Genomic DNA, 24,665 nt, shown 5'->3' with positions numbered 1-24,665 from the left:
GGCCTGGTTTAACCCGCAGAGCTGGAAGACATTTTTAGCCAGATCAATACCCAGAAATACGATATTCATGGTGATTCTCCTGCTGAACATATCTCGTACAGTTAATCGCAGAGGGAGGAGGTAGTCCATCCCATTAACTGGAAGAAAAAGTTTGGTGGGATGGGCGTGACAGAACTGCGTCGTCTGCGGTAACTGGAGGATGAAAACCAGCGACTCCGTCGCCTGGTGGCAGACCTCAGTCTGGATAAGGAAATGCTCCAGGATGTCATTCGAAAAAAGTTCTGAGGCCCGTCCAGAAGCGAGAGGCGGTGACTTACCTGCTGGACGCATACCGTATTGGTCTGCGCCGTGGTTGCCGTTATGGAGCGCCTGAAGCGAATGAAGCTGCGTGTGCCACACCGATTGCAGACGGATAATGGCAGCGAATTTATCTCTAAATCTCTGGACCGATGGACGTATGAAAATAAGGTGACGATGGACTTCTCGCGGCCGGTAAAACCAACAGACAATGCACTGGTCGAGTCATTCAACGGGAGTCTGCGTGATGAATGTCTGAATGTTCACTGGTTCCTGTCACTGGAAGATGCGCAGGAGAAGATCGAATGCTGGCGGCAGGAATATAACCAGCAAAGACCCCATTCATCTTTAAATAATCAGACGCCGGAGGAATTTATCCGAAGTCTGCAAAAAGGCCGGAATCTCTGATTTAACCTGGCATCGATATTGGGAAGGGATCAAAAACACGGAAGTCTCAAAAAGTGCGTGGAACTAAAACAGGTATGCTTACGCCGCGACCTGACAGCATAAAAAAACTGGCGTATCAGGCCAGTTTTTCAGAGTTTAAAAAGATGTAGGGATGAATTTTCTACACTAACGCATCGTCACAAACTCTTCCGCCGCGGTCGGGTGGATAGCCACGGTGTTGTCGAAGTCTTTCTTGGTCGCGCCCATTTTCAGCGCCACGGCGAAGCCCTGCAGGATTTCATCCATGCCGAAGCCGATGCCGTGAATCCCGACGATTTTCTCGTCCGGGCCCGCGCAGACCAGCTTCATGCGGCACGGCTGGCGGTGAGAGGTCACGGCGGTGTACATCGCGGTGAAGGAGGATTTGTAGACCTTCACGTTGTCGTCGCCGTACTGCTCGCGCGCCTGCGGTTCGGTCAGGCCCACGGTGCCGATTGGCGGGTGGCTGAACACCACGGTTGGCACGTTGCTGTAGTCCAGGTGCTCGTCCGGCTTGTTGTTAAACAGGCGCTCGGACAGGCGACGGCCGGCGGCGACGGCGACAGGCGTCAGCTCAACCGCGCCGGTGTTATCGCCTACCGCATAGATGCCAGCCACGTTGGTGTTCTGGAACTTATCGACCTTGATATAGCCTTTTGCATCCAGCTCGACGCCGGTGACCTGCAGGTTGAAGTTGTCGTTAGCCGGTTCACGGCCAATCGCCCAAATCAGGGTGTCGACGGTTTCAGCCCGGCCATCTTCCAGCTCCAGCGTCAGGCTTCCGTCGGCGTTTTTCACTACCGCTTTCGGAATCGCGTTGGTGTGCAGGGTTGGGCCTTCTGCTTCAATCACTTCCAGCAGCGTTTCGACGATCAGCGGATCGAAGGTACGCAGCGGCGCATGTTTGCGCACGAACAGGTGCGTTTCTGAGCCCAGCGCGTTAATCACGCCCGCGATTTCCACCGCGATATAGCCCGCGCCGACAACCGCCACGCGTTTTGGCAGGCCCGGCAGTTCGAAGAAGCCGTCGGAATCAATACCGTATTCTGCGCCAGGGATGTTCGGATGGCTTGGACGACCGCCGGTGGCGATCAGAATATGGTCTGCTGTGATGGTTTCGCCGTTAACTTCTACGGTGTGGGCATCCACAAACTTCGCAAAGCCGCGAATCACGTCAACGTTATTCTTGCCCAATACGTTGTCGTAAGAGGTGTGAATGCGGTCGATATAGGCGGTACGGCTGGCGATAAGCTTGTCCCAGTCGAAGTGGTTCAGCGTGGTGTCAAAGCCGTAGTCCGGGCCGTAGTTGTGAATCGCTTCGGCGATTTGCGCCGCATGCCACATCACTTTTTTAGGCACGCAGCCGACGTTGACGCAGGTGCCGCCCAGATCTTTCGCCTCAATCAGTGCGCATTTCTGCCCATACATTGCCGCACGGTTGATCGAGGCGATACCGCCGCTGCCGCCGCCAATGGCGAGGTAGTCATAATGTTTGGTCATGATGTTTCCCTTTTGAGTCGAAAATTAGGCGCGATTGTAGCGCGCCGGGATAAAGGTTCTACCGATTGTTGTAATAGCCACGTCATACTTCAAGCTGCAGCGGTGTTGGCTGCACTCCTGAACCCCAGTCACTTACTTTAGTAAGCTCCTGGGGATTCACTCCCTTGCCGCCTGGCCGCAACTCGAATTATCTAGTGGCTAGCTTTCTTATTCAGGCACAATCCAGCTCAGCGTGGTCGAGCCGGTGCCCGTTGGCACCAGCTTTTTGTGCAGCCACGGCAGCACGTTGGTCATCTGCTGCTCCAGCTTCCACGGCGGGTTAATCACGATCATGCCGGACGCCGTCATGCCGCGCTGGTCGCTGTCCGGGCGAACCGCCAGCTCGATCTGCAGGATGCGGCGGATGCCGGTCTCTTCCAGGTCGCGGATCATGCGTTTGATTTGCTGGCGCAGCACCACCGGGTACCACAGCGCATAGGTGCCGGTGGCAAAACGTTTGTAGCCTTCGACGATGCCTTTTACCACGTCCTGATAGTCGGTTTTGATCTCATACGGTGGGTCGATGAGGATCAGGCCGCGACGGGAAACCGGCGGCAGCTTCGCTTTCAGCTGCTGGTAGCCGTCGGCACGCTCAACGCGGGCGCGGTCGTCCTTCTGGAACTCGGAGCGCAGCAGCGGGAAGTCGGACGGATGCAGTTCGGTGAGCTGCAGGCTGTCCTGTTCGCGCAGCAGGTGGCGGGCAATCAGCGGAGAGCCTGGGTAGTAACGCAGGTTGCCGCTGCGGTTCAGGTGCTGTACCGCGCCAATATAGGCTTCCAGCTCGGCAGGTAAATCATCCTGCTGCCAAATGCGCGCGATACCTTCCAGATACTCGCCTGTACGCTCCGCATGTTCGCTGCTCAACTGGTAACGACCGGCGCCTGCGTGGGTGTCGAGATAGAGAAACGGTTTCTCCTTCTCTTTGAGCGATTCAATAATCAGGCTTTGAACGGTGTGTTTTAGTACGTCGGCATGGTTACCGGCGTGAAAGCTGTGGCGATAGCTGAGCATGAGGGATGGTGTTCCACGAATAAGAAAACAAATTTCCCACAGTTTACCGCAGATTGCGGCGGATTACCGCCCGGGCGCGGCGCTGTTTCAATCGGGCCGAAAAGGTTTCAAAACATAAATGTGTCATAAAAGCGTCAAATTCCCAGGATAGCGTCGCTGCCAGGCAAGGTAATCGTTTGAATAAAAGGAAAAATAATGAAACTCCGTATTTCTATGCTGGCAGCAGCGCTGGCGGTGGCTATGCCCGCCCTGGCGAAGGATGTGTCTCTCCCTCAGGCCGCGGCGATAGCCAATACCGTGACGCCAGCGAACAGCAGCCAGGCGTTTGATGATCTTGAAACGCAGTCCCTGGCGGCGCTGCGCACTGCCCTGAAAGGCGACGCGGATAAACTGACCCGCGACCAGCTGGATAAAGCGAAGCAAAGCAAAAAGCTGGCAGATACCGCCTGGCTGAAGGCGAGCGGCTATGACTTCCAGACCAAAGCCAATCAGAAAGCGGGCATTGAGCTGCTTTCCGCGTTCAGCAAGCTGCCGGACTCCGTGATTAAGCAGAACCTTGAAACGGTCACCAACATCAATCTGAATGCCGTACAGACTTCACGCCATCAGGCGCTGGCGGATGCCGAGGGCATCAACCATCTTTACTTCCTGAGCGACGCGATGGGGCCGCGCCTGGGCAAAGCCTTCCTGGCCGCCTACGATAAAGGCGAGCTGAGCAAGGCCGCAGCGCTGATTAAAGCCTCCGAGGTCAGCACCAGCGCGGCGAAGAAGCACTTCAATAACCCGCGTCCGTTCCTGATTCAGGGCAACACCATCCATCTCGTGCCGGACGATGTGGTGATTAAAGATAACAAAGCGTACACCGCGGACGGCGGCTCCTTCCCAAGCGGCCACACCAATACGGGTTACACCGACGCGCTGCTGATGGCCGAAATGGTGCCGGAGCGCTTTGAAGCCCTGGTTGAACGCGGCGCGCGCTACGGTTACTCGCGCATTGTGCTGGGCGTGCATTATCCGCTGGACGTAATGGGGTCCCGCATGGTGGCGCAGCGCAACGTGGCTAACTACCTGAACGACCCGAAATACCGCGCGTTGTTTAACGAAGCCCGCGATCAGCTGCGTACCGCGCTGGAGAAAGAATGTGGCACCACTTTGGCTGAATGTGCGAAATCTTCCGCGAAAGACGATCCGTACCGTGCGCCAGCGATGAAAGAACTTTACCGCTTCACCATGACCTACGACCTGCCGCAGCAGAAGGGCGAGAAGCAGGCTCTGAAGGTGCCGCAAGGGGCGGAAGTCCTGCTGGAAGCCGCGCTGCCTAAGCTTTCCGCCGCCCAGCGCCGCGACTTGATGGTGAAAACGGCGTTACCTGCGGGCTACCCGCTGTCCGGCACGACGGCGGACCAGCAGTTCTGGCAGCGCCTGAACCTGCCTGCGGCCTACGCCATGGCCGTGAAATCCCACTGATTCACCTTTCGGGGCGGCGCCTGCTGCCCCTTTTCCTGACAAGCCCAGCGCAACGTCCGGGATTGAAATTCGCTACACTTAACCCCATGCTAGACTCCATGCACAAAGCGCCGCTTGAGCGCTTCTCTCTCCCTTTTAATCAGGAACGCGCTTATGACCAATCCTTTACTGACCTCTTTTGAGCTGCCGCCGTTTTCCGCCATCAAACCTGAACATGTTGTTCCGGCCGTGACTAAAGCGCTGGACGACTGCCGTGCGGCGGTGGAAAGCGTGGTTGCGCAGGGCGCGCCTTATAGCTGGCAGAACCTGGTTCAGCCGCTGGCAGAAGTGGACGATCGCCTGGGCCGCCTGTTCTCCCCGGTCAGCCATCTGAACTCGGTGCAGAACAGCCCGGAACTGCGCGAAGCCTATGAACAAACGCTGCCGCTGCTGTCCGAATACAGCACCTGGGTTGGCCAGCACGAAGGGCTGTATAACGCTTACCGCGATCTGCGTGACGGCGCGAACTACGCCAGCCTGAGCGTCGCCGAGAAGAAAGCGGTGGACAACGCCCTGCGCGACTTCGAGCTGTCCGGTATCGGCCTGCCAAAAGACAAACAGCAGCGTTACGGGGAGATCTCCGCTCGCCTGTCCGAGCTGGGGTCTACCTACAGCAACAACGTGCTCGATGCTACCATGGGCTGGAGCAAGCTGATTACCGATGAAGCCGAGCTGGCAGGCATGCCGGAAAGCGCATTGGCTGCGGCCCGCGCTCAGGCAGAAGCCAAAGAGCAGGACGGCTGGCTGCTGACGCTGGATATCCCAAGCTACCTGCCGGTGCTGACTTACTGCGACAACCGCGCCCTGCGCGAAGAGATGTACCGCGCGTATTCAACGCGTGCTTCTGACCAGGGGCCGAACGCCGGGAAGTGGGACAACACCCCGGTGATGGAAGAGATTCTGGCGCTACGCCACGAACTGGCTCAGCTGCTGGGCTTTGGCAACTATGCGGAAAAATCCCTCGCCACCAAGATGGCGGAAAACCCGCAGCAGGTGCTCGAATTCCTGTCCGACCTGGCAAAACGCGCTCGCCCGCAGGGTGAAGCCGAGCTGGCTCAGCTGCGCGCCTATGCGAAAGAGCATTACGGCGTGGAAGCGCTGGAGCCGTGGGACATCACCTGGTACAGCGAAAAACAGAAACAGCACCTTTACAGCATCAGTGACGAGCAGCTGCGCCCGTACTTCCCGGAAGAGCGCGCGGTGAACGGCCTGTTCGAGGTTGTGAAGCGCATCTACGGCATTACCGCCAAAGAGCGTAAAGATATCGACGTCTGGCACCCGGACGTGCGCTTCTTCGAGCTGTATGACGACCAGGGCGAACTGCGCGGCAGCTTCTATCTTGACCTGTACGCTCGCGAGCACAAGCGCGGCGGGGCGTGGATGGATGACTGCGTGGGTAAAATGCGTCGCGCCGACGGCTCGCTGCAAAAGCCGGTTGCCTACCTGACCTGTAACTTCAACCGACCGGTGAACGGCAAACCTGCGCTGTTTACCCACGACGAAGTGATCACCCTGTTCCATGAGTTCGGCCACGGCCTGCATCATATGCTGACCAAAATCGAAACTGCGGGCGTGTCCGGCATCAACGGCGTGCCGTGGGATGCGGTCGAGCTGCCGAGCCAGTTTATGGAAAACTGGTGCTGGGAGCCGGAAGCGCTGGCGTTTATCTCCGGCCACTATGAAACGGGCGAATCTCTGCCTGTTGAGCTGCTGGAAAAAATGCTGGCGGCGAAGAACTACCAGGCTGCGCTGTTTATTCTGCGCCAGCTGGAGTTCGGCCTGTTCGACTTCCGCCTGCATGCGGAATTCAACCCGGAGCAGGGCGCGAAAGTGCTGCAGACGCTGGCCGAGATTAAGAAACAGGTTGCCGTAGTACCGGGGCCAAGCTGGGGCCGTTTCCCGCACGCCTTCAGCCACATCTTCGCGGGTGGCTACGCGGCGGGCTATTACAGCTACCTGTGGGCCGACGTGCTGGCGGCGGACGCTTACTCTCGCTTCGAAGAAGAAGGTATTTTCAACCGTGAAACCGGCCAGTCGTTCCTCGACAACATCCTGACCCGTGGCGGTTCGGAAGAGCCGATGGAGCTGTTCAAACGCTTCCGCGGGCGCGAGCCGCAGCTGGACGCGATGCTGGATCACTACGGTATTCAGGGCTAATCCACCACGTGAAAATCTGTTTACTGACTGAAGCAGGCGCCGACTCCGGCGCCTTATCTGTTTTGAGCGAGCGCTGGCAGCTTGAGCATGATGCAGACGCTCTGATGGCGCTGGTGTTAACGCCTGAGCATCTTGAACTGCGCAAGCGCGATGAGCCAAAGCTTGGCGGCATCTTCGTTGATTTTGCCTCCGGCGCGATGGCGCACCGCCGTAAGTTTGGCGGCGGACGTGGTGAAGCGGTGGCGAAAGCTGTGGGCGTTAAAGGCAGCTATCTCCCGGACGTTGTCGACGCGACGGCCGGGCTGGGGCGGGACGCCTTCGTGCTGGCCTCCGTAGGCTGCCGCGTGCGGATGCTGGAACGCAATCCGGTAGTTGCCGCGTTACTTGATGACGGCCTGCGCCGTGGCTACGAAGATCCGGAAATCGGCGGCTGGCTGCAGGAGCGATTACAGCTCATTCATGCCTCAAGCCTGACGGCGCTCAGCGATATTACGCCGAGGCCGGATGTGGTGTATCTCGATCCGATGTTCCCCCATAAGCAGAAGAGCGCGCTGGTGAAGAAAGAGATGCGTGTTTTCCAGTCCCTGGTGGGGCCGGATGAGGATGCGGACGGGCTGCTGGCTCCGGCCAGAGCGCTGGCGAAGAAAAGAGTCGTGGTGAAGCGCCCGGACTACGCTCCGCCGTTGGCCGACGTCGCCACGCAGAATGCGGTGGTGACCAAAGGGCACCGGTTTGATATTTATGCCGGGACGCCGGAGTAATCGCGCTGTGACAGCCCTCTTCGCCGTTGACTTTTGGTCACAACTATTCTCTATGAGGGATCGGCTAAGGTTCCGTTCACTTCCAGCCCTGTTGTATCTGTAGCTCCTGTACCGGTGAACGTCTTAGGGGAGTCACCGTCACTCCCCTAAGAACCCGGACTCCCGGCCAAATAAATCGCCGCAAGCGGTAAACCTCAGTTTTATCTCCCAGTCCTGGGTCGGCTGAGACGCGTTCCCGACGCTCTCAGCCTCCGGCCGTTCCCGACGTCCGGACCCTGGCCAGTCGGAGAGAAAACCGAGGAGATTTAAGCCGGAACCGAGCCTGGCTTTTAACCCGTGGCTACACAGAACGTCACAGTCGCTGCAAGTCATACAGCCACGCCCTTGTTTCCGGCTCTCATCGCCTCCGGTTATGACCCAACTCAGGCGGGGTTGAGCTGCCGGGAGCAGCGAAAGAGAGCGATCGTCGGGAACGAATCGCGAACGACCCCGAATGTTTGGGTGATAGCCGGTGGGTTTACCGCTTCAGCGGCGATGAGTTCGCCGGGCGCCGGGGCTGTTCGGGGGATGGCGTTATCCCCCGGACACGTTCACCGTGCTGCGAACGTGCAGGGGAAAAAGTTCTATGGGTGAACGGAACAACCATCAGATCAAAGAGTTCTCTGGAGAAATAATGAGAGCCAGCCTCCCACTACAACCCCTTCAAAAGCTTATCCACAAACTCCGGCACAACCTGGCTCGCCAGCCCGTAATGCTTCTCTTCAAACTCGCTGCCGACCTGGCTTGGTTCCAGGTTCAGCTCCACGGTGTGCGCCCCCTGCAAACGCGCTTCGTGTACAAAGCCCGCCGCCGGGTAGACGTGCCCGGAGGTGCCAATGGCAATGAAGTAATCTGCGGTGGCAATCGCCTGATAAATCTCATCCATGCCCAGCGGCATTTCGCCGAACCAGACGATGTGCGGGCGCAGCGCGGAAGAGATCTGGCAGCAGTGGCAGCGATCTTCCGGCGTAATATCGCCCGTCCAGTCCAGCACCTGGCCGCTGCTGGCGCAGCGAACCTTCAGCAGCTCGCCGTGCATGTGGATGACGTTTTTACTGCCCGCACGTTCGTGAAGGTTGTCGATGTTCTGGGTGACCAGCACGAAGTGGTCGCCGAGCGCCTCTTCCAGCTTCGCCAGCGCCAGGTGTGCGGCGTTGGGCTGAATTTCAGGCTGCTGCAGCTGGTGGCGGCGCTCGTTGTAAAAACGCTGTACCAGCGCCGGGTCGCGGGCAAAGCCTTCCGGCGTGGCCACGTCTTCGACGCGGTGCTCTTCCCACAGCCCGTCGGCGGCTCTGAAGGTGCGAATGCCTGATTCGGCGGAGATCCCCGCCCCGGTCAGTACAACCACTCTTGGTCTGTCCATCATTTCCGGCCCCAACCTGTCTCTGAAAAAGATACGCTGACGCAAACGTTGGCGCAGCAGGCGTTTGTTCTTCCGAAACCGGCTGAGCCGGTGTTGACGACGAGAAAGCATGACTTACTCCGTGTAGTGGAGGAATGCAGCGCCACGCATACCGCCTGCGTCACCGTGGCGCGCCTGTTCAATACGCGGCACTGCGGCAACCGGCAGCAGGTACTTCGGCAGGCGCTCCGGCAGTTGGGCGTAGATATCGCTAAAGTTAGACAATCCTCCGCCAATCACCACCAGATGCGGGTCGATGGAGGTCAATAAATTGCCGAGGCAGGCGGCCAGCAGCTCCAGGAAACGGTCAACGTGCTCGATGGCCTGCTCGTCGCCCTGGCGGTAGCGGGCGATAATCTCTTTCGCGTCCAGCGGCTCCTGGTAGAAGTGCTGCCACAGCCAGGCAAAGCCGCGCCCGGAGAGGTAGTTTTCGATGCAGCCGTTTTTACCGCAGCCGCAGCGGGTGAAGGGAATGTCGCGCCCGAGGATTTCCAGCGCGTCCACCGGCAGGCGGGTATGGCCGAATTCGCCGGTGATGTAGCTGCGGCCGGTGACCGATTTGCCGTTGACGATGATGCCGCCGCCGACGCCGGTGCCGAGGATCAGGCCCATCACCACCGGGTAGTTAAGGAACTCGTCGTCCCAGGCTTCGGACAGCGCGAAGCAGTTGGCGTCGTTATCGATGCGCACGTCGCGCTCAAGCATGGCACTCAGGTCTGCGCGAAGCGGTTTGCCGCTGGCGGCGGGAACGTTGGCGGCGTAAAGCGTGCCGTCGTCGGTTTCCGGCATGCCCGGAATGCCGATGCCGACCGAACCGCGGCAGTTAAACTTCTCGTCGGCCTGAGCCACCAGCCCGGCTACCGCGTCGAGGAAATTTTCGTAACTGTCATGAGGAGTAGCAACCCGGGCTTCCCAAAGTAAACGCCGTTGCTGGTCGTAAACGCCGAGTGCAATCTTAGTGCCGCCGATATCAAATCCGTAATACATCGCTGCTCCCAATGCCCGGTATGCTTCAAGCTGCGCCTGGGTTCTGCCGGGTCACAGCTCGAATGATGTAGGGCAAATTATCGTTAATTGAATTTATTGTCCGCTTAGCACCCTTGCCGGATCGATATTGCTTGCGCGCCGGGCCGGGTACCAGCTTGCCAGAAGGCTAAGCACCAGCGCCGTCACGAGGACGTAAACCACGTCCAGCCAGTGCAGCTCAGAAGGTAAGAAATCAATGAAATAAATATCACCGGACAGGAAATGGTGTCCGATCAGTTTTTCAATCACGCCGATGATGTTGGTCAGCTGCCAAGAGGCCAGCACGCCGACCACCACGCCGCTGACGCTGCCCAGCAGCCCGGCCAGCAGCCCGTACCAGACAAAGATCGCGCGGATCAGGCCGTCTTTGGCCCCCAGCGTGCGCAGTACCGCGATGTCGCTGCTCTTGTCTTTCACCGCCATCACCAGCGTGGAAACGATGTTAAAGCAGGCGACGCCGATGACTAACACCATCGCCAGGTACATGATGGCGCGGATCATCTGGATGTCGCGGTACATATAGCCGTAGGTGCCGATCCAGCTTGAAATATAGACGTAGGAATTGGTGGCTTCGCCCGCGTCACGCACCAGCTTTTGCGCATTAAAGACGTCGTCTACCTTGATGGAGATCCCGGTGACGCTGTTGCCCATATCCAGGTAACCCTGCGCATCCTGCATCGGCACCATCGCCAAGCTGTGATCAAGCTGGCCGCTGAGCGCCAGAATGCCCGCGACCTGAAGCCGTACACGCTTAGGCTGCATCAGCTTTGTGCCGCCGTCGTTGTTGGGGATCATGATAGACACCCAGTCGCCCTGCTTCACCTTGAGCGCGTCGGCCACGCCTTTGCCCATGATGATCTGCTGCTGCCCGGCCTTGAAGTTTGCCCAGGCATTATTCTGGACGTATTGCGGCAAGGCGCTGAGGCGAGTCTCCTGAACCGGATCTACGCCCTTCACTTCGATAGCGCGCAGATTTGCCCCGCTCTCCACCAGCCCGGTAAAACTGACATAAGGCGCGGCGGCCACGATACCTTTTACTTTTTCAACTTTAGGCAGCACGTCCTGCCAGTGGGTAAACGGCTGATTCACCGGCTTGATATCGCCATGAGGCACCACGGCAAGAATGCGGTTTTTCAGCTCGCGCTCAAAGCCGTTCATCGCGCTCAGGCCGACGATCAGCACCGCCACGCCCAGCGCGATGCCGAGCGTGGAGATAACTGAAATCAGCGATACCATGCCGCTGCGGCGTCGCCCGCGGCTAAAACGCAGGCCAATCAATAAAGAAAGGGGGGAAGCCATTACTGCGCTCCCATTAAGGTCAGCTCGCTGGTTAAGCGACCATCGCGCATTTCCAGCTGGCGGGACATACGCTTAGCCAGCTGCAGGTCGTGGGTGACGACGAGGAAAGCGGTGCCCTGGCGCACGTTCAGCTCGCCCAGCAGCTCGAAAATACTGTCGGCGTTGCGCGCATCCAGGTTACCGGTTGGCTCGTCCGCCAGCACCAGGCGCGGGTTATTCACCAGCGCACGGGCAATCGCCACGCGCTGACGTTCACCGCCGGACAGTTCAGAAGGACGGTGGCTGCTGCGGTGATCCAACCCAACGGCGGCCAGCATCTCCAGCGCGCGTTGCTGCACTTCTTCCGGCTTTTTCTTGCCGATAAGCAGCGGCATCGCGACGTTTTCCAGCGCGGTGAAATCCGGCAGCAGATGGTGGAACTGATAAATAAAGCCCAGCTCGCGGTTACGCAATTCCGCCTTCGCCGCCGACGAGAGTTTGCTCATCGCCTGGCCGTTGAATACCACGTCGCCGGAGGTCGGCGTGTCCAGCCCGCCCAGCAGATGCAGCAAGGTACTTTTGCCGGAGCCAGAGGTCCCGACAATCGCCATTAATTCACCCGCGTTGATGCTGAAGCTGACATTGTGCAGCACATCCGTTTGCACCTTGCCTTCCTGATAGCGTTTGCACAGGTTGTCACACTGCAACAGGACAGAATTACTCATAACGTAAAGCCTCAGCGGGTTGGGTCGCGGCGGCGCGCCACGAAGGGTAAAGCGTGGACAGCAGAGCAATGGCCATCGCCACAATGGCAATCACCACAACCTGTAACGGCTCGATAGCCACCGGCAACGCGGCGCCATCGAGCAGAATGCCGATGACCGGCATTAAATTATTCAGCTGGCTGGCAAGCAGCGCCCCGAGCAAGGCCCCGAGCAGCGCACCAATGACGCCCGCGCCCGCACCCTGAACCATAAACACCGCCATGATCTGGCGACGAGTCAGCCCCTGGGTTTGCAGAATCGCCACCTCGCCCTGCTTTTCCATCACCAGCAGGCCAAGGGAAGTAATGATGTTAAAGGCGGCGACGGCAACGATCAGGCTCAGCAACAGCCCCATCATGTTTTTCTCCATGCGCACGGCCTGGAACAGCTCGCCTTTGCGCTCGCGCCAGTCTTTCCATTCGGTGCCCTGCGGCAGCGTTTGCTGGCTCAGCACATCGACCTTGAGCGGCTCGGCAAGCCACAGGCGCCAGCCGGTGATATTGCCCGCCGGATAACGCATCAGGCGCGAGGCATCCTGCTGATTGACCAGCATCTGGTAGCCGTCCACTTCGCTGCTTGCCGCGAAGGTGCCAATCACGGTGAACAGACGCTGGCTCGGCAAGCGCCCCATCGGCGTGAACTGGCTGGCGGACGGCACCATAATGCGGATAGTCTCGCCGCGCTTAACGCCCAGTGAACCGGCAAGCTGCTCACCAAGGATAACGTTGTACTGCCCGGCGACCAGGTCTGCCTGCTTGACGTTCACCAGGTACGGAGAAAGCGGGTCTTTTTCGTCCGGCTGCACGCCGAGCATCACGCCCACCGCCACGCTACGCGCGCTTTGCAGCACCACGTCGCCGGTGGTCAGCGGCGCAATACGGGTTACGCCCTGAAGCTTCAGGGAATCAGCGGGATGTTGTTGAGGGTTGATGGAGCCGAACGGCGAGGTGATCAACGCCTGCGGCATCAGCCCCAGGATGTTGTTTTGCAGCTCGCGCTCGAAGCCATTCATGACCGAAAGTACCGTGACCAGCGCCATCACCCCAAGGGTGATGCCAATCGTCGACAGCCAGGAGACGAAGCGGCCAAAGCGGTCCGCTGCTCGCCCACGCATGTAGCGCAGGCCTATAAATAACGCGACAGGTTGATACATGAAGTCCGTCTTGTTGCGGGTTGCCTAAGCAAAGATCCTGGAAGTATACGACACCTCCCCGGCCAAATGAATTCTAACGCCTAAATTATTCCCGTTACTTCTCAAGCGCCTGCAACTTTTCCTAAATTTACCAAATCAGCGCCAAAAACAGACAATTGAGGTCGTGATCGCCGCGTGATGCCGCCAGGATAAAAGGCCAATGACGACGATAAGACACAAAGACGTGGATATGGCATGAAGAAAAAGCAACTCTGGATCAACCAAATCAAAGGATTATGTATTTGTCTGGTGGTTATCTACCATTCGGTTATCACTTTCTATCCTCACCTTACCGCCCTCGGGCCAGGCCTGAATCAGTACATCGCCAAGCTGTGGGTTTACCTCAATCTCTACCTCGCGCCCTTCCGTATGCCGGTGTTTTTCTTTATTTCCGGGTACCTGATAACCCGCTACATTCACGAGGTGAGATGGCGCGACAGCGTGGATAAACGGCTGTGGAGCATTTTCTATGTGCTGCTGTGGGGCCTGATTCAGTGGGTCGCACTTACGTACCTCAACCAGTGGCTGGCGCCCGAGCTTGAGCGTAACCCGGCTTCGAACGCCGCCTACGCCGATTCGCTCGCGCAGTTCGCCATCAGTATGGCAAAGGCAAGCACCAGCCTGTGGTATCTCTACGCCCTGCTGGTCTACTTCGTGATGTTTAAAGCGCTGCGCCGCTACCGCATTCCCGTGCTGATGGTGCTGATGGGTATCAACGTTATCATCGCCTTTGTGCCGCTGCCGTGGTGGGGACTGAACAGCGTGGTACGGAATATGGTTTATTACGGCCTCGGCGCGTGGTTTGGCCCTTTGCTGATGGCCTGGATGAAGGACTTCCGCTTTTCGCAACGTCCGTTTATCTGCGCAGGCGTCGCGATGGCCTCGCTGGCGCTTTACTTCGTAAACGTGCCGCTGGTGATTTCTCTGGTGTCTATCGTGGTTATCCTGCGCGTGTTCTACCTGCTGAACGGCTGGCGCGAAGCGCGTGAAGACGGCTTCCTTAACGTGGTCGGCTCGAACACCATCGCCATCTATACCACGCACCGCATTTTGATTGAGGCGATAAGCCTGATCATGATAGCCCGCATCAACAGCGGCAGCTTCCCGGACTCGCTGGTGCTGGCGATTCTGCTGGTGTACCCGTTTGTCAGCCTCGGCGTGTGTACGCTGGCCGGTCTCGGCTTCCGCAAGCTCTCCGTTGCCCTGTTCAGGGATATGTTCTTCTCACCTCCGGCTAAAATCGCCGCGGGCTCATGAGCCTGATGGCAGCCCGCTCCGGCGGGTTGCTTTTTCACGACATCATCCCCATTTCGGTGATTCGGTTGCTAATACAAAGCGATCGGGGATAATAATATCTAACTGCTTATCAATGGCTCGCGCACCGCCTGCCCTCGGGCTGGCGGAACAACCTACGAGATCCTGACGCAATCTATGCCTGAACACTATCGCTATTCCTTACCCGTAAAAGCCGCAGAACAACGTCTGCTGGGCGAGCTGACCGGTTCGGCCTGCGCCACCGAAGTGGCTGAAATCGTTGAACGCCATAGCGGCCCGGTGGTACTGATTGCCCCGGACATGCAGAACGCGCTGCGCCTGCACGATGAAATTACCCAGTTCACCGACAACCTGGTTGTTAATCTCGCCGACTGGGAAACGCTGCCGTACGACAGCTTCTCGCCGCATCAGGAAATCATTTCGTCGCGCCTGTCCACGCTTTACCAACTGCCGACCATGCAGCGCGGCGTGCTGATCATGCCGGTGAATACGCTGATGCAGCGCGTTTGCCCGCACAGCTACCTGCACGGCCACGCGCTGGTGATGAAAAAGGGCCAGCGCCTGTCGCGGGATAACCTGCGCGCGCAGCTGGAGCAAGCGGGCTACCGCAGCGTCGATCAGGTGATGGAGCACGGCGAGTTTGCCACCCGTGGCGCCTTACTTGACCTTTATCCGATGGGCAGCAGCCAGCCGTACCGCATCGATTTCTTTGATGATGAAATCGACAGCCTGCGCGTCTTCGACGTGGACTCCCAGCGTACGCTGGAAGAAGTTGACGCCATCAACCTGCTGCCGGCCCATGAATTTCCGACCGACAAAAATGCGATTGAGCTGTTCCGCAGCCAGTGGCGCGACAAGTTTGACGTGAAGCGTGACGCCGAGCACATCTATCAACAGGTCAGTAAAGGCACGCTGCCCGCGGGCATCGAATACTGGCAGCCGCTGTTCTTCAGCGAACCGCTGCCAACGCTGTTTAGCTATTTCCCGGCCAACACGCTGCTGGTGAATACCGGCGATCTGGAAGCCAGCGCCGAACGCTTCTGGCTGGATGCGAACGCCCGCTATGAAAACCGTGGCGTTGACCCCATGCGCCCTCTTCTGCCGCCGGAAGATCTGTGGCTGAAAACCGATTCGCTGTTTAGCGAGCTGAAAGCCTGGCCGCGCGTGCAGCTCAAAACGGAATCACTGGCGAAAAAGGCCGCCAACGTGAACCTGGGTTACCAGGCGCTGCCGGATCTGGCCGTTCAGGCACAGCAAAAAGCCCCGCTGGACAGCCTGCGGAAGTTCCTCGAGTCCTTTACCGGGCCGGTGATTTTCTCGGTCGAAAGCGAAGGCCGCCGCGAAGCTTTGGGCGAACTGCTCGGGCGCATTAAAGTTGCGCCAAAACGCATTTACCGCCTGGAAGAAGCCGAAGGCAACGGCCGCTATCTGACGATCGGCGCCAGCGAACACGGCTTTATCGACACCCTGCGCAACCGGGCGCTGATTTGCGAAAGCGACCTGCTGGGCGAACGCGTCAGCCGTCGCCGTCAGGACAGCCGCCGCACGATTAACCCGGACACGCTGATCCGCAACCTGGCCGAGCTGCACGCAGGCCAGCCGGTGGTTCACCTGGAACACGGCGTGGGCCGCTATGCCGGGCTGACCACGCTGGAAGCCGGTGGCATTACCGCCGAATACCTGATGCTGACCTACGCGGGCGACGCCAAACTCTACGTCCCGGTCTCCTCCCTGCACCTGATTAGCCGTTACGCCGGTGGCGCCGACGACAACGCGCCGCTGCATAAGCTGGGCAGCGATGCCTGGTCCCGCGCTCGCCAGAAAGCGGCGGAGAAAGTGCGCGACGTCGCCGCCGAACTGCTGGATATCTATGCCATGCGTGCCGCCAAAGAGGGCTTTGCCTTTAAGCACGACCGCGAGCAGTACCAGCTGTTCTGCGACAGCTTCCCGTTTGAAACCACGCCGGATCAGGCCCAGGCTATCAACGCCGTGCTGAGCGATATGTGTCGCCCGCTGGCGATGGACAGGCTGGTGTGCGGCGACGTTGGCTTCGGCAAAACCGAAGTGGCGATGCGCGCCGCGTTCCTGGCGGTGGAGAACAACAAGCAGGTCGCGGTCCTGGTGCCGACCACCCTGCTGGCTCAGCAGCACTACGACAACTTCCGCGACCGCTTCGCCAACTGGCCGGTGCGCATTGAAATGCTCTCCCGCTTCCGCAGCGCCAAAGAGCAGACGCAGATTCTGGAGCAGGCAAGCGAAGGGAAAATCGACATTCTTATCGGCACCCACAAACTGCTGCAGGCCGACGTGAAATGGCGCGACCTGGGGCTGCTGATTGTCGACGAAGAGCACCGCTTCGGCGTGCGTCACAAAGAGCGCATTAAAGCGATGCGTGCCGACGTGGATATTCTTACGCTGACCGCAACGCCGATTCCGCGCACCCTGAATATGGCGATGAGCGGCATGCGCGATCTGTCGATTATCGCCACGCCACCGGCCCGCCGCCTGGCGGTGAAAACCTTCGTGCGTGAATATGACAGCCTGGTGGTCCGCGAGGCTATCCTGCGTGAAGTGCTGCGCGGCGGCCAGGTTTACTACCTCTACAACGACGTTGAAAACATTCAGAAAGCCGCCGATAAGCTGGCCGAGCTGGTGCCGGAAGCGCGGGTTGCCATCGGCCACGGCCAGATGCGCGAGCGCGAGCTGGAACGGGTGATGAACGACTTCCACCACCAACGTTTTAACGTGCTGGTGTGTACCACCATCATCGAAACCGGGATCGACATTCCGACCGCCAACACTATCATCATCGAGCGGGCCGATCACTTTGGCCTCGCGCAGCTTCACCAGCTGCGTGGGCGCGTCGGGCGTTCGCACCACCAGGCCTATGCCTGGCTGCTGACGCCGCATCCAAAAGCCATGACCACCGACGCGCAAAAACGCCTGGAGGCCATTGCCTCGCTGGAAGATTTAGGCGCCGGGTTCGCGTTAGCCACCCACGACCTGGAAATTCGCGGCGCGGGCGAGCTGCTGGGCGAAGATCAGAGCGGTCAGATGGAAACCATCGGCTTCTCGCTGTATATGGAGCTGCTGGAAAACGCCGTCGATGCCCTGAAAGAAGGCCGCGAGCCGTCGCTGGAAGATCTCACCAACAGCCAGACCGAAGTGGAGCTGCGTATGCCTGCCCTGCTGCCGGACGACTTTATTCCTGACGTCAATACCCGCCTGTCGTTCTACAAGCGTATTGCCAGCGCGAAGGGCGAACACGAGCTGGACGAGCTGAAAGTGGAGCTGATCGACCGCTTTGGCATTCTGCCGGATGCGGCTCGCAACCTGCTGGATATCGCCGCGCTGCGCCAGCAGGCTCAGAAGCTGGGCGTGCGTAAGATTGAGGGCAATGAAAAAGGGGGTACTATCGAGTTCGCGGAGAAGAACCACGTGGATCCGGTCTGGCTGATTGGTCTGCTGCAGAAGCAGCCGCAGCATTATCGCCTTGACGGCCCTACCCGGCTGAAGTTCTTCCAGGAGCTTGGCGACAGGAAAGCGCGCATGGAGTGGGTGCGTAACTTTATGAATAGCCTGGCGGAGAATGCCGCCGCCTGACACCTCTGCGCCTTACCGTCCGGTAAGGCGCAACTTTCTGTGACATTTACACATTCTTTGCAATCCACCAGGACTTCCCGACACGCGGCTAACCGATAATTGGCGTTTATCTGTCTCATAAAATTAGCCATTTTAACCGCAGGGTTTAAGCTATGTTTGCATCGCGTACTTTGTCTTTCCGCCGCTGGTTTGCCGTCGCAGCCTTACTGGGCGCAGCGGTGATAGCGCTTCCCGCCAGCGCTAACGATTACCCGCTTCCCGCCGCCAACAGCCGCCTGATCGGCAAAAACCTGTTCCATCAGGTCGAAAATGACGGCGGCTCGCTGGAGGCCATTGCTAAAAAGTATAACGTCGGTTTCCTGGCATTATTACAGGCCAACCCCGGCGTCGATCCTTACGTTCCCCGCGCCGGTAGCGTATTGACCATCCCCCGCCAGATGCTGCTGCCGGACGTGCCGCGCGAAGGCATCGTCATTAACCTTGCCGAACTGCGCCTGTACTACTTCCCGGCAGGGAAAAATACCGTCACCGTGTACCCGATTGGCATTGGCCAGCTGGGCGGCGATACCCTGACGCCGACGATGGTGACAAAAATTTCTGATAAGCGAGCGAACCCGACGTGGACGCCGACGGCCAATATTCGTGCGCGCTACCTGGCGCAGGGCGTAAAACTTCCGGCCGTGGTACCCGCAGGGCCAGATAACCCAATGGGCCACCACGCGATTCGCCTCGCGGCGTTCGGTGGCGTTTACCTGCTGCACGGCACTAACGCCGACTTCGGCATTGGCATGCGCGTCAGCTCCGGCTGTATCCGCCTGCGCGACGGCGATATCAAAGCGCTGTTTAATACGGTGCCGGTTGGCACTTCGGTACGTATCATCAACACGCCAATCAAAGCCTCCGTTGAGCCGGACGGCTCGCGCCTGGTTGAAGTTCACCAGCCGCTGTCCAAAGCAATTGATGACGATCCGAAAGTCCTGCCGATTGTGCTGAACGAGCAGATGAAACAGTTCCGTGACGCACCAAAAACGGATGCCCAGGTGATGGAGCAGGCCATGGAGCACCGTTCCGGGATGCCGATTAACGTCAATGCTCATACGGCTGAGCAGCCGATAAATGAAATGTAAGTTTTGGTGTTAAGCATAAAAAAAGGCCCTGTCGAAAGACAAGACCGAAGCCCAATGTGTATGTGTTATTAAGGATATGGACGACATTTCCGATGAAGATCTTGCAGATAAATTCAACGGCGATGGTAGTATATGTTTCTGACAACAACATGGTAAACACAAGCAAGATTGTTGGTTAACCCCATCGCCCCATGAATGTGAACCTGATTTACGAATCATTAATTTTGGCTGTCAAGAAAATTTGCGGTTTGATTACGAGGCGCGTATGCTTACTCCATCAAAGGAAAACGCAACCATTCCTAACCACTTCAAACTGGGTGATAACCATGTCTCCACAGGAAAGAAAGAAACGCAATCAACGTTTGTACCAGAAAGATGTTGAAGCGATCCGTAATGGCCGTAAAAAAGGCACTGTCATGGTAAGCGCTCCACGCGGTATGAAGCAATGCCAAAACCCTGTGGTTGCATCGTTCTTTAACTGATAAGTTGTTGTCTTACAGAACAAGATTATATTAAGCCCATCTAATAGATGGGCTTTTTTACATCTGTACATTTTTAGAGAGCTTTCTTATGACAAGGCAACATATCATTCCGCCAGCAATTCAACTGATGAAATTGAACGAAAGTCTGATCAGAAACGCCCACCGCCTACCATCGCCAGTCATAACTGTAGGAGGACAAGCGGTAGTCTACTGGTACGGCTACTACCTTGAAGCATACCAAGTAAGGCCCGGCCTTGAGAGTATTACCTCTGTTGATGTGGACTATGTAACGCATCGTGAAACTGTAGAAGTTATCGCTGAATTGTTTAACGTCAAGCCGCATGTGCAGGAGGTGTTTAATCCTCCATCTATTGCAGTGCTAGATTTGATCGATTTAGATACCGGGAAAGTAAAAGAAGATGAAGAAGGCTTATTTCTCGATCCTCGTTCTGATGAAACAAATATAATAGATATTATCGACCGGCCAACCGGGTTTGAGGTGCAAGATTTGAGGGGAGAAGGTCTTGTACTCAATACAGAGCGCTTTTATATAGCTACTGATGCTGAAGAGATATCCAGTGAAAAGGTACTTGTACTGAATCCTGTTGCTTGTATTCGTTCTCGCCTGGCAAACGCAACGGTGCCGATGGGAAAAGACAAACTGATTGAGGCGGAACGAATAAAAGCCCTAGCGGTGCCGGTATTCAACTTTTTGCTCGAAAAGTTCAGAGAACTTGAGTTCAGGGAAAGCCGTAATTATTTTGACTACTACTGTAGAGTTATCTGGCAACGCCAGTACCGACGCTACCAAGTTGAGTACAATATTCCTTTGTATGCCATACTGGAACAGTTTCTAATTCAACTGAAAAGCTTCCCGCATAGCTATAACTATCCTGGGGCATTTGTTGAGATAGAATTACCCCGCTGTATTGAACACATGGCAAGCGAATACAAACGTATTTGTAATATAGCAAAAAAAAGCTGACCCTTTTCGTTATCTGAAAACACTACGGATAATAAATGTATTATTCCTTCATCCAGAGGAAGCACATACCATCAAAACTTACCGGAAATACCGTCCGCGCCATAAAATGTCGATAACCACGTTCTATGGACGTGGTTTTAGTTTACAACAAAAAAAGGCCCTGTCTTGCGACAGGGCCTTTTGCTTGCAGTGGCATATAACGAATAAGGTCAAACGTATTGAGGGTTAACGTCTGGCTTATTTATAGATGACGGCAGTACCGTGCAGGGTGTTCGGACCGTTAACGGAGGTAATACGGAACGATTTAGCGCCCATTGCATCGGCCTTCGCGGCCAACTGTTCTTCCAGGGAAGAGAGGTTGCTGCCCGCATCGGCGCTGATAGTGCCGACTTTCTGCTGCCCGGCAGGCGTAGCGGAAACTTCAACAGCCGCAAAGCTTGCAAATGAGAGTGAGCTAATAACGGCGGCAGCGAACAGAGTTGTTAAGGTTTTCATGTTTTGTGTCCTGTGCAGGTGATTTTGGGGTCGTTAAACTTAATTAGTTAACGATCGATAACAAAATCATAAACGTGATCTACATCACGCGTCAACATATTTTTATAACGACCGTTAAGTAATTAAAAAAAGCGCTATTTTTCATCGTGATAAGAAATAATTATTTTTCATAACATGGCGCTGGCTACCGTCGCCGATTATTTTTATAATGAGTGTTCACTAATTAGACAGAGGTTAAACGGCAGGTATGGCAACCGAGACAGTAAGTTGCAGTAAAAAAAGCCGTGGCCGTCCAAAGGTGTTTGACAGGGAAGCAGCACTCGACAAGGCCATGACACTTTTCTGGCAGCATGGCTATGAAGCAACATCCATGGCGCATCTTGTAGAAGCCACCGGGGCGAAGGCACCTACGCTCTATGCGGAGTTCAGCAACAAAGAAGGGTTGTTCCGTGCGGTGCTGGATCGCTATATCGCGCGTTTTGCGGCAAAGCACGAAGCCTGCCTGTTCTGTGAAGAGCAGACCATGGAGGCTGCGCTGGAGAACTATCTCTCGGCAGTCGCAAAATGCTTTACCGATAAGAGCACACCGTCGGGATGCTTTATCATCTGTACTTCATCCGTGCTGGCGGCGTCGTCGGAAGACATCGCCGCAACGATAAAAGCCCGACATGCGGTTCAGGAGCAAACGCTGGTGCGCTTCCTTGAAATACGCCAGCAAAAGGGTGAGATCCCGGCAGAGCGCAATATTCGCTGCCTGGCGAAATACCTGTGCTGCATCATTCAGGGGATGTCGGTCAGCGCCCGTGAGAACGCCAGCTATGAAGAGTTAATGCAGATTGTGAAAACGACGGTGATGTTGATGCCGCAGTTGAAGAAGATCTGATTATGGGGCGGCCTGTGGCCGCCTTATCTATACTCTAAATAATTCGAGTTGCAGGACAAAAAGACTTTCAGGTCTTTTTGAACAGCGTTTACGCTGGCCCCGGAGGGGCGAGGCTTGCCGAGTAACGCGGCAAAGCCGAGAATCCTCAGGAGCATAGCTAACTATGTGACTGAGGTGACAAATCGGTCTGGAACAGATTTGAACGCTGCTCACAGCGGCCCTTTAGGGTGAGGCTCAGGGATGAGCCGAATAACGGGTGCAGGCAACGCACCTGCAGCTTGAAGTATGACGAGTATATTAGCGAACGCGCCCTTTCGCCCAGTAGGCCATAAAGTTAATCGCCTCGTGCTCCACGCCGCGCTCGCCGATCAAATGGCGGCGTAGCAGCTTAACCACCGTCGACTCCGCCGCCACCCAGCCGTAAAACTCGTTACTGCCGGTAGTCGCCTTGTCCCATAGTAGCTCGTCTTCCGCCTCTTCCTGGACGACTTCATGATGGCCGCTTTCCGGCACCCTCGCCTGCATTTTTACTGCCTGAATCAGGCATTCACCGTGCGTCGCGGAGACGGTTTTGCGCGGCAGCCAGTTGATCTCAGCGAAGCCATAGGCGCTTAAGTCCACGCAGTCGCCCTCTTCCGGGACTTCAAAGAAAGCCTGCACCTTCGGAGGATGTGCCTGATGCGCGAGCATTTCCAGAATGCCGCGCGCGGCAGGCAGCGCGGTTTCATCGGCAACAATCAGCGCGTTACGCAGCCCGGCAGGCGGCGTCCACTCATAGCCACCGCTGTCTTCCGGATAAGCGGCGTTAGGCGCCACGATCTGAATCGCATCGCCGGGCACCGAATTGATCGCCCATGCAGAAGCCGGGCCTTCGGTGCCGTGGCTGACAAACTCCACCGTCACTTCCTGGCGGGCAGGATCGACATGGCGCAGCGTATAGGTGCGAATAATCGGGCGCTTCGCTTTCGGCATCCCCAGGGAAATTTGATACCACTGCCCTTCAGCGGGCAGCGACGGCGGCGTCCCGTCTTCGGACGGGAACAGCATTTTAATGCGCTGATCCGGTGAGTCACATTTCATCTGTGCTACCTCCGGCCCGCTAAACACCAGGCTCAATAGCGAAGGCGACACGGCCGTTTTCCGCGCCAGTTGAACGTTGAACAGACGGTAGCCCTGAACTCCAGCCATAACTTTTCCTTACGCTTAAATTGCAGAATGACGTGAACGGTGACGGCTGCGCCAGATAACGCCAGACACCACGGTAAATAACACGGCGGCTAAAAAGGCCACCATAATCAGCGCTGCCTCGGCCCCGGTTTTTGACACCAGCGGCACCAGCATCGCACAAAGCCCGTAGCCGAGCGTGTGGCTGGTAGCCACCCAGCCCGCCCCGGCTCCGTCGGCGAGTTTGTCGTTCAGCAGAAGCTGATACGCAGGCGTCGCCAGCGCGGCCCCGAACGACAGCACCGCACAGCCGAGGTAAAACAACCACAGCTGGAGAGAAATCATCATGGCCAGGCCACAAACCATCAGCGCTCCGGCGCTTAACAGCAGCGCCATCGGCGACAGGCGCTGCGGGCGGAGAACGCCAAACTGCGCGGAGAGCGAGGCCACCGCCGCCAGGCTAAGCAGCCACGCGACCTGGTGACTAATGGCCGCAGTATCCGTTGCAAACTGGCGGGCGAGCGCCGGAGAAAGCCCCAGCTGCATCAGGCTTACCGACGCGGACAGCAGTAAAGCGCAAAGCAAGTACGGCAGGCAGTCAGGGCGAAGGCGAGCGCTTTTGCGCTCGGCGGCAGGCTGCGGCGGCGTGCCCGGTAAACGCAACAGCATCACCAGGGCGAGCAATGGCGCGACCATCAACAGCCCCAGCGGGGCCAGTGGATGAATCGCCAGCATCCCGGCGGCGCAAAGCGGCCCGAACAGGCGGCCGCTGCTTAACCCGGAGCTTATCGTCGCCAGCGCGGCCATGCGTTTGCCTTCCCCCGCTCGCTGCAGCGCCCAGACCTGGCAGGCCGGGACCATTGCCGACACGGTCAGGCCGTAGATAATCCTCGCCACAATCAATATGCCCAGCCCGACGATGCCCGTTACGGTATTCGTTGCCAGCAACAGGCTGCCGAGCCCCAGCAGCATAAAGCTTGCGCCGTATCCCGCAAGCGCCCACAGCACCACGGGCTTGCTGCCCAGCCGCGCGATCTGTTTTCCCCACCACGGCGAGGACGGTAAGAACAGCATCGATCCCAGGGTCAGCAGCGCCGCCCAGACGGACAGGCTCAAATGTGTCTGCATCACCAGCACCGGGATCGCAACCAGCAGGCCATTTTGCCCGACGCCAAGCAGCCCGGCGCTCAGCGCAAGTGGCCAGCAGGAAAGGGATTTTTGCGGCGATTCCGCCAGTTCAAGAGATGTCACAA

The 24,665-nt window shown here is 57.4% G+C and carries 20 protein-coding genes and 1 pseudogene; 10 read left to right on the top strand and 11 right to left on the bottom strand.

Features of this window, described 5'->3' with window-relative positions:
* The coding region (locus tag VGM55_RS27575) for a hypothetical protein (protein WP_414648321.1) at positions 1-330 on the bottom strand (330 nt) is incomplete at its 3' end.
* Positions 331-393: 63 nt separating this feature from the next.
* On the opposite strand from VGM55_RS27575, the pseudogene VGM55_RS27570 reads away from it, so the two are divergent.
* A pseudogene (locus VGM55_RS27570) lies at positions 394-705 on the top strand (integrase core domain-containing protein); the annotation flags it as partial.
* A gap of 165 nt (positions 706-870) precedes the next feature.
* On the opposite strand, the gene gorA reads toward VGM55_RS27570, so the two are convergent.
* Positions 871-2,223: a glutathione-disulfide reductase gene (gene gorA, locus VGM55_RS26865; protein ID WP_331637272.1), complete on the bottom strand. Its 1,353-nt coding sequence runs from the start codon at positions 2,221-2,223 to the stop codon at positions 871-873.
* A gap of 207 nt (positions 2,224-2,430) precedes the next feature.
* The gene (locus VGM55_RS26860; RefSeq protein WP_331637271.1) at positions 2,431-3,273 is read right to left on the bottom strand and encodes a 23S rRNA (adenine(2030)-N(6))-methyltransferase RlmJ; all 843 of its coding nucleotides are present in this window, start codon (positions 3,271-3,273) and stop codon (positions 2,431-2,433) included.
* Positions 3,274-3,468: 195 nt separating this feature from the next.
* Here VGM55_RS26860 and VGM55_RS26855 point away from each other — a divergent pair, with 195 nt between their 5' ends.
* From VGM55_RS26855 to VGM55_RS26840, 4 genes are all read left to right on the top strand, one after another.
* Positions 3,469-4,740: a phosphatase PAP2 family protein gene (locus VGM55_RS26855; RefSeq protein WP_331637270.1), complete on the top strand. Its 1,272-nt coding sequence runs from the start codon at positions 3,469-3,471 to the stop codon at positions 4,738-4,740.
* Positions 4,741-4,893: 153 nt separating this feature from the next.
* Positions 4,894-6,936: an oligopeptidase A gene (prlC, locus tag VGM55_RS26850; RefSeq protein ID WP_154187470.1), complete on the top strand. Its 2,043-nt coding sequence runs from the start codon at positions 4,894-4,896 to the stop codon at positions 6,934-6,936.
* A gap of 8 nt (positions 6,937-6,944) precedes the next feature.
* A complete protein-coding gene (gene rsmJ / locus VGM55_RS26845; protein ID WP_331637269.1) occupies positions 6,945-7,697 on the top strand; it encodes a 16S rRNA (guanine(1516)-N(2))-methyltransferase RsmJ in 753 nt (250 codons plus the stop codon).
* 384 nt (positions 7,698-8,081) lie between these two features.
* Complete coding sequence (locus tag VGM55_RS26840) at positions 8,082-8,330, top strand: hypothetical protein (RefSeq protein WP_331637268.1); 249 nt, start codon at positions 8,082-8,084, stop codon at positions 8,328-8,330.
* Positions 8,331-8,388: 58 nt separating this feature from the next.
* Here VGM55_RS26840 and cobB read toward each other — a convergent pair whose 3' ends face one another.
* The 5 genes from cobB to lolC form a co-directional block, all read right to left on the bottom strand.
* On the bottom strand, positions 8,389-9,210 hold the full coding sequence (cobB, locus tag VGM55_RS26835; protein WP_154187630.1) for a Sir2 family NAD+-dependent deacetylase: 822 nt from the start codon (positions 9,208-9,210) through the stop codon (positions 8,389-8,391).
* Positions 9,211-9,213: 3 nt separating this feature from the next.
* Positions 9,214-10,125 carry an N-acetylglucosamine kinase gene (nagK, locus tag VGM55_RS26830; RefSeq protein ID WP_154187631.1) on the bottom strand — a complete coding sequence of 304 codons (912 nt, stop codon included), beginning with the start codon at positions 10,123-10,125 and terminating at the stop codon, positions 9,214-9,216.
* A 93-nt stretch (positions 10,126-10,218) separates the two neighbouring features.
* Positions 10,219-11,463: a lipoprotein-releasing ABC transporter permease subunit LolE gene (lolE, locus tag VGM55_RS26825; protein WP_331637267.1), complete on the bottom strand. Its 1,245-nt coding sequence runs from the start codon at positions 11,461-11,463 to the stop codon at positions 10,219-10,221.
* The gene (gene lolD / locus VGM55_RS26820; RefSeq protein WP_154187633.1) at positions 11,463-12,167 is read right to left on the bottom strand and encodes a lipoprotein-releasing ABC transporter ATP-binding protein LolD; all 705 of its coding nucleotides are present in this window, start codon (positions 12,165-12,167) and stop codon (positions 11,463-11,465) included. Before lolD ends, lolE begins: the two co-directional genes overlap by 1 nt.
* Positions 12,160-13,359, bottom strand: coding sequence for a lipoprotein-releasing ABC transporter permease subunit LolC (gene lolC / locus VGM55_RS26815; RefSeq protein WP_154187634.1), 1,200 nt, complete (start codon positions 13,357-13,359; stop codon positions 12,160-12,162). The genes lolD and lolC overlap by 8 nt, the downstream gene beginning before the upstream one ends.
* 234 nt (positions 13,360-13,593) lie before the next feature.
* Here lolC and VGM55_RS26810 point away from each other — a divergent pair, with 234 nt between their 5' ends.
* From VGM55_RS26810 to VGM55_RS26795, 4 genes are all read left to right on the top strand, one after another.
* A complete protein-coding gene (locus VGM55_RS26810) occupies positions 13,594-14,655 on the top strand; it encodes an acyltransferase family protein (protein WP_331637266.1) in 1,062 nt (353 codons plus the stop codon).
* Positions 14,656-14,829: 174 nt separating this feature from the next.
* The gene (mfd, locus tag VGM55_RS26805) at positions 14,830-18,276 is read left to right on the top strand and encodes a transcription-repair coupling factor (RefSeq protein ID WP_331637265.1); all 3,447 of its coding nucleotides are present in this window, start codon (positions 14,830-14,832) and stop codon (positions 18,274-18,276) included.
* 152 nt (positions 18,277-18,428) lie between these two features.
* Positions 18,429-19,403 (top strand): L,D-transpeptidase LdtC, encoded by a 975-nt coding sequence (gene ldtC, locus VGM55_RS26800; protein ID WP_154187637.1) that lies wholly within the window; start codon positions 18,429-18,431, stop codon positions 19,401-19,403.
* 570 nt (positions 19,404-19,973) lie between these two features.
* A complete protein-coding gene (locus VGM55_RS26795; RefSeq protein WP_331637264.1) occupies positions 19,974-20,870 on the top strand; it encodes a hypothetical protein in 897 nt (298 codons plus the stop codon).
* A 237-nt stretch (positions 20,871-21,107) separates the two neighbouring features.
* Here VGM55_RS26795 and bhsA read toward each other — a convergent pair whose 3' ends face one another.
* Positions 21,108-21,365: a multiple stress resistance protein BhsA gene (bhsA, locus tag VGM55_RS26790; protein ID WP_039291989.1), complete on the bottom strand. Its 258-nt coding sequence runs from the start codon at positions 21,363-21,365 to the stop codon at positions 21,108-21,110.
* A gap of 247 nt (positions 21,366-21,612) precedes the next feature.
* Between bhsA and VGM55_RS26785 the strand changes: the two genes are divergently transcribed.
* Positions 21,613-22,248 (top strand): TetR/AcrR family transcriptional regulator, encoded by a 636-nt coding sequence (locus VGM55_RS26785; RefSeq protein ID WP_154187639.1) that lies wholly within the window; start codon positions 21,613-21,615, stop codon positions 22,246-22,248.
* A gap of 297 nt (positions 22,249-22,545) precedes the next feature.
* Here VGM55_RS26785 and VGM55_RS26780 read toward each other — a convergent pair whose 3' ends face one another.
* Together VGM55_RS26780 and VGM55_RS26775 are read right to left on the bottom strand one after the other, a co-directional pair.
* Positions 22,546-23,436 carry a siderophore-interacting protein gene (locus VGM55_RS26780; protein ID WP_331637263.1) on the bottom strand — a complete coding sequence of 297 codons (891 nt, stop codon included), beginning with the start codon at positions 23,434-23,436 and terminating at the stop codon, positions 22,546-22,548.
* A gap of 15 nt (positions 23,437-23,451) precedes the next feature.
* Positions 23,452-24,663, bottom strand: coding sequence for an MFS transporter (locus tag VGM55_RS26775; RefSeq protein WP_331637262.1), 1,212 nt, complete (start codon positions 24,661-24,663; stop codon positions 23,452-23,454).
* Between the last annotated feature and the right edge of the window lie 2 nt (positions 24,664-24,665).

It is taken from the genome of Cedecea sp. (assembly GCF_036500665.1).
Taxonomy (GTDB): Bacteria; Pseudomonadota; Gammaproteobacteria; order Enterobacterales; family Enterobacteriaceae; genus Cedecea.
The sequence above is the reverse complement of the archived record's forward strand: the minus strand, read 5'-3'. Positions and strand labels throughout refer to the sequence as shown.